Annotated in this window: 13 protein-coding genes; 6 read left to right on the top strand and 7 right to left on the bottom strand. The window is 72.5% G+C overall.

Annotated elements, in window-relative coordinates:
- The first annotated feature begins 344 nt into the window (after positions 1-344).
- From ACIBBB_RS22390 to hutI, 3 genes are read left to right on the top strand one after another with little or no spacing between them, the layout of a single operon-like run.
- Positions 345-1,535 (top strand): allantoate amidohydrolase, encoded by a 1,191-nt coding sequence (locus ACIBBB_RS22390; RefSeq protein WP_398984998.1) that lies wholly within the window; start codon positions 345-347, stop codon positions 1,533-1,535.
- Complete coding sequence (locus ACIBBB_RS22385) at positions 1,526-2,893, top strand: formimidoylglutamate deiminase (RefSeq protein WP_398984583.1); 1,368 nt, start codon at positions 1,526-1,528, stop codon at positions 2,891-2,893. Before ACIBBB_RS22390 ends, ACIBBB_RS22385 begins: the two co-directional genes overlap by 10 nt.
- A 56-nt stretch (positions 2,894-2,949) precedes the next feature.
- Positions 2,950-4,164, top strand: coding sequence for an imidazolonepropionase (gene hutI / locus ACIBBB_RS22380; RefSeq protein WP_398984996.1), 1,215 nt, complete (start codon positions 2,950-2,952; stop codon positions 4,162-4,164).
- Positions 4,165-4,249: 85 nt separating this feature from the next.
- Here hutI and ACIBBB_RS22375 read toward each other — a convergent pair whose 3' ends face one another.
- The 7 genes from ACIBBB_RS22375 to ACIBBB_RS22345 all read right to left on the bottom strand — a co-directional run bounded on the left by ACIBBB_RS22375 (position 4,250) and on the right by ACIBBB_RS22345 (position 11,464).
- The gene (locus tag ACIBBB_RS22375) at positions 4,250-5,545 is read right to left on the bottom strand and encodes a family 16 glycosylhydrolase (protein ID WP_398984581.1); all 1,296 of its coding nucleotides are present in this window, start codon (positions 5,543-5,545) and stop codon (positions 4,250-4,252) included.
- A 193-nt stretch (positions 5,546-5,738) separates the two neighbouring features.
- The gene (locus ACIBBB_RS22370; protein ID WP_398984994.1) at positions 5,739-7,007 is read right to left on the bottom strand and encodes a cytochrome P450; all 1,269 of its coding nucleotides are present in this window, start codon (positions 7,005-7,007) and stop codon (positions 5,739-5,741) included.
- Positions 7,008-7,093: 86 nt separating this feature from the next.
- A complete protein-coding gene (locus ACIBBB_RS22365; RefSeq protein WP_398984992.1) occupies positions 7,094-8,320 on the bottom strand; it encodes a cytochrome P450 in 1,227 nt (408 codons plus the stop codon).
- 109 nt (positions 8,321-8,429) lie between these two features.
- Positions 8,430-9,140, bottom strand: a complete 711-nt coding sequence (locus ACIBBB_RS22360; protein ID WP_398984579.1) for a GTP-binding protein — start codon at positions 9,138-9,140, stop codon at positions 8,430-8,432.
- Positions 9,118-9,477 (bottom strand): DUF742 domain-containing protein, encoded by a 360-nt coding sequence (locus ACIBBB_RS22355; RefSeq protein WP_398984577.1) that lies wholly within the window; start codon positions 9,475-9,477, stop codon positions 9,118-9,120. The genes ACIBBB_RS22360 and ACIBBB_RS22355 overlap by 23 nt, the downstream gene beginning before the upstream one ends.
- A complete protein-coding gene (locus ACIBBB_RS22350; RefSeq protein ID WP_398984989.1) occupies positions 9,474-9,920 on the bottom strand; it encodes a roadblock/LC7 domain-containing protein in 447 nt (148 codons plus the stop codon). The genes ACIBBB_RS22355 and ACIBBB_RS22350 overlap by 4 nt, the downstream gene beginning before the upstream one ends.
- A gap of 8 nt (positions 9,921-9,928) precedes the next feature.
- Positions 9,929-11,464, bottom strand: coding sequence for an ATP-binding protein (locus tag ACIBBB_RS22345; protein ID WP_398984575.1), 1,536 nt, complete (start codon positions 11,462-11,464; stop codon positions 9,929-9,931).
- Positions 11,465-11,975: 511 nt separating this feature from the next.
- Between ACIBBB_RS22345 and ACIBBB_RS22340 the strand changes: the two genes are divergently transcribed.
- The 3 genes from ACIBBB_RS22340 to ACIBBB_RS22330 all read left to right on the top strand — a co-directional run bounded on the left by ACIBBB_RS22340 (position 11,976) and on the right by ACIBBB_RS22330 (position 15,245).
- Entirely contained in the window at positions 11,976-13,040 is a 1,065-nt protein-coding gene (locus ACIBBB_RS22340) for a GNAT family N-acetyltransferase (RefSeq protein ID WP_398984986.1), read from the top strand.
- Positions 13,041-13,113: 73 nt separating this feature from the next.
- Positions 13,114-14,445: a glycosyltransferase gene (locus ACIBBB_RS22335; RefSeq protein WP_398984573.1), complete on the top strand. Its 1,332-nt coding sequence runs from the start codon at positions 13,114-13,116 to the stop codon at positions 14,443-14,445.
- Entirely contained in the window at positions 14,442-15,245 is an 804-nt protein-coding gene (locus ACIBBB_RS22330; RefSeq protein WP_398984571.1) for a polysaccharide deacetylase family protein, read from the top strand. The genes ACIBBB_RS22335 and ACIBBB_RS22330 overlap by 4 nt, the downstream gene beginning before the upstream one ends.
- Positions 15,246-15,405 lie beyond the last annotated feature (160 nt).

The following is a 15,405-nucleotide window of genomic DNA, read 5'->3' as shown; positions in this document are numbered from 1 at the left end:
CCACCCGAGGCTCGGCCCCGGCCGGTGGCGACCGCCCCGCCGGGCCGGCGGTCCCGCCGGACGCGTCGGGCGAGCCGACGGCCTCGCCCAGCGCTTCGGGCGAAGCCTCCGCCGGGGCAGGAGAGGCCGCGAGGCCGGGCGCGGGCGGTGCGCGGCCACCCGCCCACGCGGCGGACGGTACGCGGCCACCCGCCCACGCGGCGGACGGTGCGCGGCCACCGGTCGGTGGCGGGGCGGCTTCCCCCGACGCTGCGGGTGAGGCACCCGCCGGGACCGCCGGGCCGGGCCCCGGAGGGGCGTCGGCCCCGGCCGGTGGCGGCCCTGGTGGTGTCTCCTTTCAGGAGATGTGGCGGGAGCTCGCGCCCATCGGGCGGGATCCCGGCAGCCGGGGGTACCGGCGGTATGCCTGGAGCGGGGCGGATCGGGAGTGCCGGGACTGGTTCCGGGCGCAGGTCGAGGCGCGTGGGCTTGCCTACGAGAGCGACCGGAACGGGAATCAGTGGGGCTGGCTCGGTGACCCGGGCGGCGGGGACGCCGTCGTCGTCGGGTCGCATCTGGACTCCGTGCCCGACGGTGGGGCCTTCGACGGGCCCCTCGGCGTCGTGTCCTCCTTCGCCGCGCTCGATGAACTCCGCCGCAGGGGAGCGGAGTTCACCCGGCCCGTCGCCGTCACCAACTTCGGTGACGAGGAGGGCGCCCGGTTCGGGCTCGCCTGCGTCGGCTCCCGGCTCACCGCCGGGCAGCTCACCCCGGAACAGGCGCACGCCCTGCGCGACGGGGACGGCGTCCCGCTGCCGCGCGCCATGGAGGCGGCCGGGTACGACCCGGACGCCATCGGGCCCGACCCCGAACGCCTCGCCCGCGTCGGTGCGTTCGTCGAGCTGCACGTCGAGCAGGGGCGCGCGCTCGACCTGACCGGTGACCCCGTCGGTATCGCCTCCTCCATCTGGCCGCACGGCCGCTGGCGCTTCGACTTCCACGGCGAGGCCAACCACGCGGGCACCACCCGCCTCGCCGACCGCCGCGACCCGATGCTCACCTACGCCGAGACCGTCCTCGCCGCCCGCCGCGAGGCGGCACTCGCCGGTGCCCTCGCCACCTTCGGCAAGATCGCCGTCGAACCCAATGGCGTGAACGCCATCCCCTCCCTCGTACGCGGCTGGCTCGACTCCCGCGCCGCCGACCAGGCCACCCTGGACACCGTCGTCACCGCGATCGAGGCGGCGGCGCACGAGCACGCCGAGCGCGCGGGCATCGATCTGCGGGTCGTACGGGAGTCCTTCACGCCCGTCGTCGAGTTCGCCCACAGCCTGCGCGACGAGGTCGGCAGGATCCTCGGCGGCAAGCTCCCCGTGCTCGGCACCGGCGCCGGTCACGACGCGGGTATTTTGTCCGGATCCATTCCGACCGCCATGCTGTTCGTACGGAACCCCACCGGCGTCTCGCACTCCCCGGCCGAGTTCGCGGCCGAGGACGACTGCGTGGCCGGTGTGCTCGCACTCGCCGACGTACTGGAAGGGCTGGCGTGCACGTGACCACTTACTGGCTGGAGCACGCCTGGCTCGACACCCACGTCGAACCGGCCGTGACCGTGACGGTCGCGGACGGCCGCATCACCGACGTACGCACCGGGGACGACACCCCGCCCGCCGGTGCCACGGCCCTGCGCGGGCTCACCCTCCCCGGCCTGGCCAACACCCACTCGCACGCCTTCCACCGCGCGCTGCGCGGCAAGGTCCAGGTCGGCTCCGGCACCTTCTGGACCTGGCGCGAGATGATGTATCAGGTCGCCTCCCGGCTCACCCCCGAGACCTACCACGCGCTCGCCCGCGCCGTGTACGCCGAGATGGCCCTGGCCGGCATCACCTCCGTCGGTGAATTCCACTATCTGCATCACGCTCCTGGCGGAACGCCCTACGACAATCCCAACGCGATGGGCGAGGCGCTGATCGCCGCCGCCGACGAGGCCGGGATCCGGATCACCCTCCTGGACACCGCCTATCTCTCCTCCGGCATCTCCAAACGGCGCGGCGGCAAGCCCCCGGACCGCCACCAGGTCCGCTTCTCCGACGGCACCGCCCACGCCTGGGCGGAGCGCGTGTCCGGCCTCGGGGACCGCTACACCAAGGACGACGACCATGTGCGGATCGGCGCCGCCGTCCACTCCGTACGCGCCGTGCCCGCCGAGCAGCTGTCGACCGTCGCCGAATGGGCCGAGGCCCGGGGGACCCCGCTCCATGTCCATCTCTCCGAACAGACCGCCGAGAACGACGCCTGCCTCGCCACCCACGACCGCACCCCCGCCCAGCTCCTGGCCGACCACGGGGTCCTCGGCCCCCGCACCACCGGCGTCCACAACACCCACCTCACCGACGAGGACATCGCCCTGCTGGGCTCCACCCGCACCGGCACCTGCATGTGCCCCACCACGGAACGCGACCTCGCCGACGGCATCGGCCCCGCCGCGCGGCTCCAGCACGCGGGCTCGCCCCTGTCGCTGGGCAGCGACAGCCACGCGGTGATCGACATTTTCGAAGAGGCTCGCTCCATGGAGCTCAACGAGCGGCTGCGCTCCCGCGTCCGGGGCCACTGGACGGCCGCCGCGCTCATCTCCGCCGCCACGGCCGACGGCCACGCGGCCCTCGGCAGGCCCGAGGGCGGCCGGATCGAGCCGGGCGCGCTCGCCGACCTCGTCACGATCGCCCTGGACTCCGTCAGGACAGCGGGACAGCTACCGAGACTGGGCGCCGAGACGGCCGTATTCGCCGCGACATCCGCGGACGTGCGTCACACGATCGTGGGCGGCCGCCATCTCGTACGAGACGGGGAGCACACCCTGATCCCCGACGTGCCCGGAGCCCTCGCCCGGTCCATCGCGGCCGTACGCGGCTGAAGGAGAGCGCCCCCACGATGAAGCCCGCCCACACGCCTGCCGGAACACCCGCGAGCATGCCCGCCGGACCGCCCATCCACCCGAGCGCCCCCACGGCCGCGCCCACCACCGCCATCACCAACATCGCCGCTCTGGTCACCAACGACCCCTCCCTCGGTGACGGATCCCCCATTGGTCTGATCCAGGACGCGGCCGTCGTCATCGGCGGCGACCGCGTCATCTGGGTCGGTGAATCAAGCAAAGCACCCGCCACTGACAACGCCGTCGACGCCGACGGCCGGGCCGTCGTCCCCGGTTTCGTCGACTCCCACTCCCACCTCGTCTTCGCGGGCGACCGCACCCAGGAGTTCAACGCCCGCATGTCGGGCCGCCCCTACTCCGCCGGCGGCATCCGCACCACCGTCACCGCGACCCGCGCCGCCACCGACGAGGCGCTGAGCGCCAACGTCGCCCGATACCTCGCCGAAGGCCTCCGCCAGGGCACCACCACCCAGGAGACCAAGTCCGGCTACGGCCTCACCGTCACCGACGAGGCGCGCGCGCTGCGCGCCGCGGCCCGCCACACCGACGAGGTCACCTACCTCGGCGCCCATATCGTCGCGCCCGAACTCGCCGACGACCCCGCCGCCTATGTCGGCCTCGTCACCGGCGACATGCTCGACGCCTGTGCCCCGTACGCCCGTTGGATCGACGTCTTCTGCGAGAAGGGCGCGTTCGACGGCGACCAGGCGCGCGCGATCCTCACCGCGGGCCGGGCCAAGGGCCTCCAACCGCGCGTGCACGCCAACCAGTTGTCGTACGGCCCGGGTGTTCGGCTCGCCGTCGAGATGGACGCCGCGTCCGCCGACCACTGCACCCACCTCACCGACGAGGACGTCGACGCGCTCGCCAACTCCCGTACGGTCGCGACGCTGCTGCCCGGCGCCGAGTTCTCCACCCGCGCCAAGTGGCCCGACGCCCGCCGGCTGCTCGACGCGGGCGCCACCGTCGCGCTGTCCACCGACTGCAACCCGGGCTCGTCCTTCACCTCGTCGATGGCGTTCTGCATCGCCCTCGCCGTACGCGACATGGGGATGACACCCGACGAGGCGATCTGGTCGGCCACGGCGGGCGGGGCCGCCGCTCTGCGCCGTACCGACGTCGGACGCCTCACCCGCGGCGCCCGCGCCGACCTCGTGATGCTCGACGCCCCGAGCCATGTCCATCTCGCCTACCGGCCGGGCGTGCCGCTGACCCGGGAGGTCTGGCGCGCCGGCGAACGCCTGCACTGAACCGGACCGGGACAACGACGAACCCCGGCCGCGGGCAAGGGACTTGCCGCGCCGCCGGGGTCCGTGGACGGACTGAGCAACGGTGTTACGCGTTCACCGACCACTTCTGGTTGGCCGCGCCCGTGCAGGTCCAGATCTGGGCCCGTGCCCCGTTGACCGAGGCGCCGCCCGTCACATCCATGCACTTGTTCGCCTGGATGTTCACGACGTCGTTCGCGCCCGACACGGCCCAGCGTTGATTACCCGCGCCGGAGCAGTCCCAGAGCTGGAGCTGCGCACCGTCGGCGGTGCTGTTGTCCTTCACGTCCAGGCACTTGCCGAGTGCCCGCAGCGAGTCGTTGGCGCCCCTGCTCCACTGCTGCGCGCCGGAGCCGTTGCAGTCGTAGAGCTGAACAGGCGTCCCGTTGGCGGAACTCGCGCCCGCCACGTCCAGGCACTTGCCGCCGAGACCGGTGATCGAACCGCCGGCGCCTCCTCCGCCGTCCGTCGTGACCCGCACGTAGTCGACGGTCAGGGTGCTCGGGAAGGGGGTGCTGCTGTTCGGGTCGCCGGGCCAGTAGCCGCCGACCGCGAGGTTCAGGATCAGGAAGAAGGGCTTGTTGAACACCCATTCCCGGCCGCCCAGATCGGCGGGCGTACGGGTCTGGAAGACGTTGCCGTCGACCGACCAGCGGATGGAGTTGGGCGACCAGTCGATCGCGAAGGTGTGGAAGGCGTCGGCGAACGCCTGGCCGCCGGGGAGGCTGTAGCCGGCGCCGATGCCGCCCGAGCCCGAGTAACCGGGGCCGTGCAGGGTGCCGTGCACGGTGTTCGGCTCGTAGCCGACGTTCTCCATGATGTCGATCTCGCCGCTGGCGGGCCAGCCGACATCGCCCATGTTGTTGCCGAGCATCCAGAACGCGGGCCACATGCCCTGCCCGCGCGGGATCTTCATCCGCGCCTCGACGCGGCCGTACTGCGCGGTGAACTTGCCGGCCGTGTTCAGGCGGGCGGAGGTGTACTCGCACCGGCCGTACCAGCACTGGTAGTTGCCGGGGTTGTCCTTGCGGGCGGTGATCACGAGATTGCCCTGGCCGTCGAGGCGGGCGTTGTTGTTGCCGGCCGTGTAGTACTGCCGCTCGTGGTTGTTGACGTTGTCGCCGGTCTCGATCTGCCATCTACTGCTGTTGACGGCCGATCCGGCGGCACCGTCGAAGTTCTCGTCGAACGTCACGGCGGCGGCGGCCTTCGTGCCGTTGGTGCCGTTGGTGCTGTCGACCGCGCTTACGCGAGGCTCGGGGGAGGGCGTCGCCGCTCCGGAGGGCACGGCCGTGGCCACGCTCGTACAGCAGAGAAGAGCCAGGGCGTACAGCGTCACACGACGCCGCAGGGGGGTTCGCACAGGTCATCACTTCACTTCTCATGGGGGCATGCGCATGACATTCAGTGCATTAATTCAATACTTGATTTAAGGGGGGCCGGGAGGGGCCGTCAAGGAGTTGGTATGGACCAAAGTTCTTGACCGCCCGTCACCCGCGCCCCGTCACAGTCCCGTCACCCGTCCCGTCACCCGGCAGCCGGTGGCACCGGCCCGGCTACCCCAACTGCCCCAACGACACCGGCAGTCGCCGCACACTGTTGCCCACGAAGCTCGCGTGACGCGGCAGTTCCCCCTCCGTGACCGCGACATCCAGGTCCGGGAAGCGGGTGAACAGCCGCTCCAGCGCGATCGTCGCCTCCATCCGGGCCAGCGACGACCCCAGACAGAAGTGCGCGCCGTGCCCGAGCGAGAGATGGCGCGCGGTCGAGCCCGTGGCATGCCTGGTGACGTCGAAGAGATCCGCGTCATCCCCGTGCGCGGCCTTGTCGCGGCCCGCCGCCGAATAGCCCGCCAGCACCGGCGTGCCCTTCGGGATCACCGTGCCGTCCACCGTCAGGTCCCGGGTCGGATAGCGGAACGGGAAGAAGCTCACCGGGCTGTCCCAGCGCAGGGTCTCCTCGACCACGTCCGACCAGCTCGCCTTGCCGTTCTGGACCAGTTCGAGCTGGTCGCGGTGGAGGCACAGGGCGCGCACCGCGTTGGTGATCAGATTCAGCGTCGTCTCGTGCCCCGCGATGATCATCAGCAGCAGGGTGCCGATGAGTTCGTGCCCGCTCAGCCGGTCGCCGTCCTCGTCGCGCGCCGCGATGAGCGCGCTGGTCAGATCCTCGCCGGGGTTCTCCGTACGGGAGGCGGCCACCGCGCTCAGTACGGCCACGATGTCCCGGTTGGCGGCCATCGCGTCCTCGGGGGAGATGTCCGTCGCGACGATCTGGTTCGAAAGATGGTGCAGCCGGTCCCGGAACCCCTCGTCCACGCCCAGCAGTTCGCAGATGACGGCCATTGGCAGCGGCAGCGCGAAGTCCGCGCGGAGATCGACGACGTGCGGCAGGTCCTGCCGGTTGCCCGGCCCGTCCTCCCACTCGCCGATCGGCCCGGCCTTGTCGCCCGCGGACGCCAGATCGTCCAGCAGCTCCGCCGTCACCTCCTCCACCCGCCCGCGCAGCGCTTCCACCCGTCGCGACGTGAACGCCTTGCTCACCAGCGACCGCAGCCGCCGGTGGTCGTCGCCGTCCGCCGTCGTCATGCCTTGAACGGTCGCGAACGTCTTCAGCGGCCAGCCGTCGGGTATCCGCCCCTCCCGCAACGCCGTGAAGTGCGCCGCGCCCTTCGCGACATCGGGATGCGACAGGAACTCCCTCAGCGCGTCGTGCCCGATGACGGCCATCGCCTCGACCTCGCCGGGCAGTACGAGGGGGGCCACCGCGCCCCGCGCGAGCAGAGTCGCGTTGGCGGCGTGCGGGCAGCCACCGGACGGGTCCATCCGGTGCGGGGCGACGGCCGCTTCGACGGCCGCTTCGGCGGACTCGTCGGCGGACGGATCGGGCTTGGCGCTCATCGGTGCTCTCCTCAACTCCGCGGTGCCTGCGGTCCACGCGGCAACTGCGGTTCGGTGAAGCGGACGGGAAGGGCCGCCAGGCCCTTGCTCCAGGGCGATTTGATCCAGGCCAACTCGCTCTCGGGCACGGCCAGTTCGAGATCAGGCAGCCGGTGCCTGATCGTGTCGACCGCGGTACGCGTGATCAGCCGCGCCGGATCCTGGGCCGGGCAGGTGTGCGGCCCGGCCCCGAAGGCCAGGTGCGAGCGGTTGCCGACGACGGGCGTACCGTCCTCCGGCAGGATGTCGGGGTCGGCGTTCGCCCCGGCCAGACCGAGGATCAGCATGTCCCCGGCCCGCACTTCCTGACCGCCGAACCGCAGGTCGCGGGTGGCGTACCGGGCGGGGAAGTTCTGCGTCGGCGGGAAGCGCCACAGCACCAGGTCCAGCGCGTCGTCGACGCTCAGATGACCGCCGCTGAGCGAGGACCGGAACGCCGGGTCGCAGAGCAGGATCCGCAGGGTGGTGGCGATCCAGTTCACCGTTGTCTGGTTGCCCGCGACGAACATCACCACCAGGTTGTGCAGCACCTCCTCGTCCGTCAGCCGCGCCGGATGGTGCAGCAGCGCGGACGTGACGTCGTTGCCGGGACGGCGGCGCTTCTCCTCGATCAGGGCGAGCAGGATGGATCCCATCCGCTTGCTCGCGTCGGCGGAGTCGGCGTTCGCCACGGCCAGCCCCGCGATGGCCTTCACCAGCTCCCTGCCCGTCGGCTCGTCGAGCCCGAGCAGGCCGGTGATCACCATAAGCGGCAGCTTGCGCGCGTAGTCCGAGACGAGGTCCGCCTCCTTGCGGTCCGCGAACTCGCTGATCAGCCGCTCGGACAACGCCCTTACGCCGCGCCGCAGTTCATGCCCGTTGATCCGGGAGAGCGCGTCCGACACGGCCGCCCGCATCCGGCGGTGCTGCTGCCCGTCGGCGAACAGCAGCGCCGGTCGCCAGCCCACCATCGGCAGGATCGGCGAGTCCTCCGGCACCCGGCCCTCGCGCAACTGGCGCCAGCGGCGCGGGTCGTGCGAGAAGTCCTGCTCCTCCCGGGTCAGCCGTACGAGCTCACGGTGGCCGAGCACCAGCCACGCCTCGATACCGGGCGCGACGGCGACGGGCGCCACCGGCCCGTGCTCGGCTCGCAGTCGCTCGTACAGGCGCGGCATCATGTGGCCGTCGAGCTGCTCCCCGAAGATCGGCGTCGCCGCCATGGGGCCGTTGACCGGACAGCCCCCGGCCCGGGACTCGGCATCGGCATCGGCTTCGGCTGCGGACGAGGCCCCGGCTTCGGCTGCGGGCGTGGTCATATGGACTCCGTCGTCATGAGGACTCGGCGGCGAGGACGAGATGGCGTACGAGGGCGATGAGCGCCATGACGGACGACCGCTCGTCCCGCGCGTCGCAGGAGACCAGGGGCGTCTCCGGCAGCAGGTCGAGGGCCGCGCGCAGTTCGCCGTCGCTGTGCCGGGGGCTGCCCGGGAAGACGTTGACCGCCACCGCGAACGGCAGCCCCAGGTCCTCCAGATGGCCGAGCGCGTCGAAGGACGCGGTCAGATCACGGGTGTCCACCAGGGCGAGCGCGCCCAGCGCGCCCCGCGCCAGATCGCGCCAGGCGGGGAGGAAACGCTGCTGCCCCGGCGTACCGAAGAGATAGAGGACCAGCTCGCCGTCGAGCGTCATCCGCCCGAAGTCCAGGGCGACGGTCGTCGTGGCCTTGGCCTGGTCGGGGGGTACGTCGACCGAGGCGCCCGCCTGGGTCATCACGGCCTCGGTGCTGAGCGGTTTGATCTCGGAGACCGTACCGATGAACGTCGTCTTGCCGACGCCCAGCGGCCCGACAACCATGATCTTCGCCGCGCCGGAGACGCTGGAGCTGACGTACTTGCCGGAGGCGGCGTCACCGGGGGAGACCGGCGCATACGCCTTGGTCGGCGCGTACGTCTCGGTCGGCGGGTCCGGCGGGGCGTCCGACGACGCCGCCGCTCCCGGCGCCTCGGGCGCGGTGGCCTCAGAGGCGGCTTTCGAGGCCATGGAGGACCTTTCTCAGCATGGTCACATCGGCTCGTTCGGCCGGCGGTATGGGTGGGCGGGTCACGATGAGCCCCCAGGCGATGAGGTCGGCGAGCAACACCTGGACCACGGACGGCGGTTGGCCGAGATGGGCCGACACCTCGGCCACCGACAGAAGCCCCTGACAGTGTGTCAGGATCGTTCGGTGCTCGGGCTGGAGGGTCGCCGGCGGGACCGCTGCCGCGGCCACCACCAGCGACTCCCAGGACAGTGGTTCGACTCCGGCGTCCGCCCTGCCACCGGTGATCACGTACGGGCGTACCGCCGACGTGGTCCGGTCGTCGGGGCGCTCCGTCATGACGACGGGCTCACCGGATCCCGGGGATGGCTGCTCAGGTGGCTGCCGATCTTCACGACCAGCAGTTGCATCTGCTGGGCCACCAGGCCCACATCGGCGTCGGTCTCGGTCGCGGCGCCCAGCTGGGCGCCCACTCCGGCCGAGGTGAAGAGGATGAAGCCCTGATCGGACTCCAGCATCAACTGCCGTACGTCGGCGCCGCCGCCGAACAGCAGCCCCGCCGTGGAGCGCCCTGTCATCGTCAGTGCGGCGGACGCCGCCGCGAGCGATTCGGCCTCGGCCACGCTCAGTTCGGACACCGGGCCCTTCAGGCCCTCGGCGGACGCGTGGCCGAGCCGCAGACCGTCCTCCGAGACGACCACGGCGTGGCGGACCCCCGGGATCTCGGTCAGCGGGCGGAGCATCCACCCGAGATCCGGGAGTCGGGAGATCGTTCCGGTCACTCTTGCGGTCACTGCCGGCCTCCGTCGTGTTGGTCGGGCACTTCGGTGTCCTGGACGGCCGCCGCGCGGCCACGACGGGAGCCGGACACCACGCTGGTGATCGACGCGCGTGCCGCTTCGGGGGTCCAGGTGGGGTCGGGCTGCGGGGGTTGCGGCTGCGACGCCTGTGGTGCCTGCTCCTGTGTCCGTTCCCTCTCCCGCGCGGCGGCGGGGGCGGCGGACGGGTTCCGTCGCCTGCTGCGGCGGCGCGGCAGCCCGCCGGGCCCGTCCTCCGCGTCGGCGGCGGCGGCCGGCCGTTCGTGCTCACGGTCCCCGCCCGCCGACGCCCGGACCGAGGACGTCTCGCCGGCCGCCGGCTTACCCGCCGGTGCCCCGCCCGCGGACGCCTTACCCTCCGACGCCTTGCCCGCCGACGCCCGGTCGCGGGCCGGGACCGGCGGAAAGTGCGACAGCGGTTCGGTCAGCAGCCGGTGCGGTACGAAGGTGACGGCCCGGGTCCCGCCGTACGCGGACGCCCCCGTCAGCTCCACGTTGAAGCCCATCTCCCGGCTCCAGCGCCCCACGCACGCCAGTCCCAGGCGCGGTACGGCCCCGAGCCGCGTCAGGTCCAGCTCGTCCCTGAGCTGCGACATCGCCTGCTGGAGTATGTCCGGCGGCATACCGAGGCCCGCGTCGTCGATCTCCACGACGGCTCCCGCGCCGACTTCCCGGATCGTCACGATCACCTGGGTGCGGGAGGGCGAGAACACGGTCGCGTTCTCCAGGAGTTCGGCGATGGCGTGCATCAGACCCTCGACGGCGGGCGGCACCACGAACAGTGTCTGCCCGCCGTGCACCTCCACCCGCCCGAACTCCACGATCCGCGACTGCGCCCCGCGCACGCAGTCGTACAGCGAGACCGGCTGCGACTCGCGCCTGGCCGGCCAGATCCCGCACATCACGAGGAGCGTCTGGGCCTTACGCGTCATCTGTGAGGCCGCGTGGTCGGCCTTCATCACGTCCGCCATCAGCCGCGGGTCGTCGATGGCGCGCTCCACATGGTCGAGTACCCGCTGCTGCACCGTGGCCATCGCGTGCATGTTCCGGGCGACCGACTCGAACGCCGTCTGCACCGAGTCGCGCAGCCCGCGCTCGCGCCGTACGGCCTCGTCCGAGCCCAGCGCGGCGACCACCGCGGCCAGCGCGCGTGCGAAGTCCTCGCCGGTCTCGGCCGCGGACGCGACCGGTCCCGGGACCCCCTCCAACCGCCGTCCGGCGCGCACCCGTTCGGTGATGGCGGGGACGCGTACCGCTGCCAGATGCGCCACCTCGGCGGCCCGCGCGGCGGCGGTCCGCCGCTCCCGGTCGCGCTCGGCGCGCTCCGCGCGCAGCTGCCGGTGCAGCACGAGCACCCAGGCGAGGAGCAGCACGGCGAGGGCCGCGCAGCCGCCCGCGAGCGCCTGCCGCCACTCCGCCGATGAGCCCTGGCCGATCAGCGACGCGGCGACGGCGGCTGCCGCCAGAACCGCGAGCCACCACACCGCCCTTCTGCTCCGTCTGTCCACCGGACGGCTCAACACGGCGACCCCGACACGACAGGCGCGGATACGGCGAACACGGAGACCGAGCCCCTTCCAGGACTTGTCGAACACGTCGGGCTCCCGATGGGGTGATCGCGAGCAACCAGATCCTACGAGCAATGTGCCTGCTGCGGGCGGGAGTTGCTCAACTCCTGTCACACGGCGACACCATTCGGGCACCACCCGCACACGCGTACGGCGGACCCGCCGGGCGTTCGGGCTGGCCGTGCGGGTGAACCCGTCCCGCACACCGGCCCCCTGGCCACCATCGGCCACATGTACAGGCCCGCCCGCCGTGTCGGTCACGTTTCGTATCCGTCATGACATGGCCGACTGACCCTGTACCGGATCGATTTGGGCCGGTACCGTCCTGTTCTGCGTGTGCTCGTCGGGGGGACGGCCGCGGGAACGGCCGACAGGGACGGGCCCGAGCGACCGGGGGGTCGAGTTGAGTGATGTACGTGTACGCAGTGCTGCCGCCGCCCGCATCCGAGTGATGCGGCCGGGGGAGCTGGACGCGGGGGAGATCGAACGCTGGCGCGAGTTACGGGCGTTGTCCGGCGCGCCCGCCAATCCGTTCATGGAGCCCGAGTTCACCCTCGCCGTCGGCCGCGTGCGGCCGGGCGCGCGGGTGGCCGTCGTCGGAGGCGGGAGCGGGGCGTCCGAAGGCTTCTTCCCTTACGAGAGAGGTCCGTTGGGACAGGGCCGTGCGATCGGGTTCGGGGTGTCCGACAGCCAGGGAGTGGTGCTGAACCCCGAACGCACCCTGACGGCAGAAGAGTTGCTGCGCGCCTGCTCGCTCACCAGCTGGGAGTTCGACAACCTCGAAGCGGGCCAGACGCTGTTCGTCCCGGCGGCGGCCGAGGAGTTCGACTCCCCGGTCATCGACGTCGGCCAGGGGTACGAGGCGTACGAGGCGGTCCTGCGCGCGGGATCGCCCAAGTTCTTCCGTACGACCACCGCCAAGGAACGCAAACTGGCCCGCCAGGCAGGTGAGGTCCGGTTCGTCTTCGACGAGCGCGACCCGGCGGCCCTGCGCACGCTCATGGAGTGGAAGTCGGCCCAGTACCGCAGGACGGGCCGCCGCGACCGGTTCGCCAAGGAGTGGATCAGCGCGCTGGTACGGCAGTTGGCGGCCGACCGCACGCCCGGCTGCTCCGGTGTCCTCTCCGTGCTGTACGTCGGGGACCGCCCGGTCGCCGCGCACTTCGGGCTCCGCTCACAGACGGTCCTGTCCTGCTGGTTCCCGGCGTACGACACCGACTTCGCCAAGTACTCACCCGGCCTCATCCTCCATCTGCGGATGGCGGAGGCGGCGGCCGGCGCCGGGATCGGCCTGCTCGACCTGGGCCGGGGCGCCGCCGAGTACAAGGACGCCCTCAAGACCGGTGATCTGCGGGTGTACGAGGGGGCCACGGTACGGCGCGGGCCACGGGCGGCCCTGTACCGGCTCGGCCGTGAGCCGTCGCGCCGCGCGCACAGCTTCGTACGGAACAGGCCGAAGCTGGCCGGCTACGCGCAGCGCGCCCTGAACCAGGTGGGCCGGCTCCGCGACCGGTGACCGGCGAGCGGTGACCCGGCCCCTCCCGCGTACCACGTGTCCGTCGTTCTCAGTGCCCATGAGCGGAGGCAGGATGCCCCACACTCCGAGCACGTCCTCACGACCACCCTCCCGATCGCTCCTGCGCGACGTCGGCGTCGCCGACCTGGACCTGGACCTGGACCTGGCCCCGGACCAGGACCAGGACCCGGCTCCCGGTGGTAAGGCGGAAGTCCTGTCGCTGACCCCGGCCCCCGGCGGGCCGCCCCTCCACGCCGGTCCCGTCTACGCGCTCGTACGGCTCCGGGGCCGCCCCGTCGCCACCGTCCTCACCACGGTCCCGGACGGCGCCGACCCCGCCGAGGCACTGACGACGGCCTTCCTCGCCCAGTACAGCGAGGACAGTCAACGCCCGCCGGTGGAAGGCCCGTCGAGCGGGGAGCCGCCTCGTACGACAGTCGTCGTCGCCACCCGCGAGCGCGCGGTCCAACTCCGCCGGGCGCTCGACTCGCTCCTCGCGCAGGACCACCCGGACTTCCGCGTCGTGGTTGTCGACAACGCGCCCGTCACCACCGCCACCCGTGAACTGATCGATTCCCGCTACGCGGACCGCGTCACCTACGTCCAGGAGCCCGTGCCCGGACTGGCCACCGCCCACAACCGAGGCGTCGCCGCCACCGACAGCCCCGTCGTCGCCTTCACGGACGACGACGTCGTCGCCGACCCGCACTGGCTCTCCGCGCTCACCGCGCCGTTCGCCGCCGACCCACGCACCGGCTGTGTCACGGGCCTGATCCTCCCCGCCCGCCTGACCACCCCCGCGCAGGTCCTCCTGGAGAGCCACGGCGGCTTCGCGAAAGGCTTCGAACCGCGTCTCTACGACCCGGCCGCACCGCCCGCCGACGAACCGCTCTTCCCGTACACGGCGGGCAGCTTCGGCTCCGGCGCCAACATGGCGTTCCGCGCCTCCGCGCTGCGCGCGGTCGGCGGCTTCGACCCCGCCACCGGCACCGGCACACCCGCCAAGGGCGGCGACGACCTCTACGCGTTCGTCCGGATCCTGACCGCGGGCCACCGGCTGCGGTACACACCCGGCGCGCTGGTCTGGCACCACCACCGCGAGACCTGGCAGGACCTGCGGAATCAGGCGTACGGCTACGGCGCCGGCCTCACCGCCTACCTCACCGCCGTCCTCTGCCGCCACCCGGCGCTCCTGCCCTCGCTGCTGGCGAAACTGCCGCGAGGACTGGCCCACGCGCGGGCCATCACCGCCCACCGGGAGGGACCGAACGGGACCGGGCCCGGCGCCCCCGGCGCGCACGGCACTCAGGGCCACCCTTGGCCGCGCACCCTGTCCCGGCTGGAGCGCAGAGGCATGCTGTACGGCCCGCTGGGGTACGCCAGGGCCCGCTGGGGGCGACGATGACGCCGGCCAAGGCGCCGATCCCCGTGCTGCTCTACCACGCGGTGATGGACGACCCGCCCGCCTGGATCGCCGAATTCACCGTCACACCACGGCGGTTCACCGACCAACTGGACGCGGTCGTGGCCGCGGGCCGCACCCCCGTCCCCGTCAGCGCGCTCGTCGACGGGCTGACGGGCGGTGCCCCGCTGCCTCCCCGGCCCGTGGTCCTGACCTTCGACGACGGATTCGCCGATCTGCCGGGACCGACCGCCGAAGCGCTCGCCGAGCGCGCGCTGCCCGCCACCGCCTATCTCACGACCGGTGCCATCACTCCGGGCCTCGCCAGCCTGCTGCCGCCCGCCCCGATGATGACCCTCGCACAGGCGCCGTCGCTGGAGCGGCACGGCGTGGAGGTCGGCGCGCACACGGTCACGCACCCGCAGCTGGACACCCTCCGCGCGCCCCAACTGGACCGCGAGCTGAGGGAGTCCAAGGCCGCGCTCGAAGACGTACTGGGCCACGAGGTCGCGCATCTCGCCTATCCGCACGGCTACAACAGCCGCGCCGTACGCGGGGCCGCCCGCCGCGCCGGATACGCCTCGGCCGTCGCCGTACGCCACGCCCTCAGCTCCGGCACGGACGAACCGCTCCGCATCTCCCGCCTCATCCTGCGCCGCGGCCACACGGTGGCGGACGTGGAGGCGTGGATGGCGGGGGAGGGCGCGCGGGCGGCGCCGTTCCACGACTCGGCGGCGACGGTGGGCTGGCGCCTCTACCGCAAGGCCCGCGCGGCCGTCCGGGGCCCGCGATTCGCCGGCTAGGCAACAGAGATGCACAAGAGCCACGCAAAAGCGCAGACAGTTCATATAATTCGCTGAAGGGGACAGCGGCGTGACGGCCGCGACACAGGGGTGGGGGGAGTCGCACCGTGCAACCACGCGTGCCCGCGCCGGACCTGGCCCAGCCTCGGACCGAGGCCGA

The organism is Streptomyces sp. NPDC051217 (assembly GCF_044455465.1).
In the GTDB taxonomy this organism is placed as follows: Bacteria; Actinomycetota; Actinomycetes; order Streptomycetales; family Streptomycetaceae; genus Streptomyces.
Note: the sequence above shows the minus strand (reverse complement) of the source record. Positions and strands in the feature narration are given on the sequence as shown.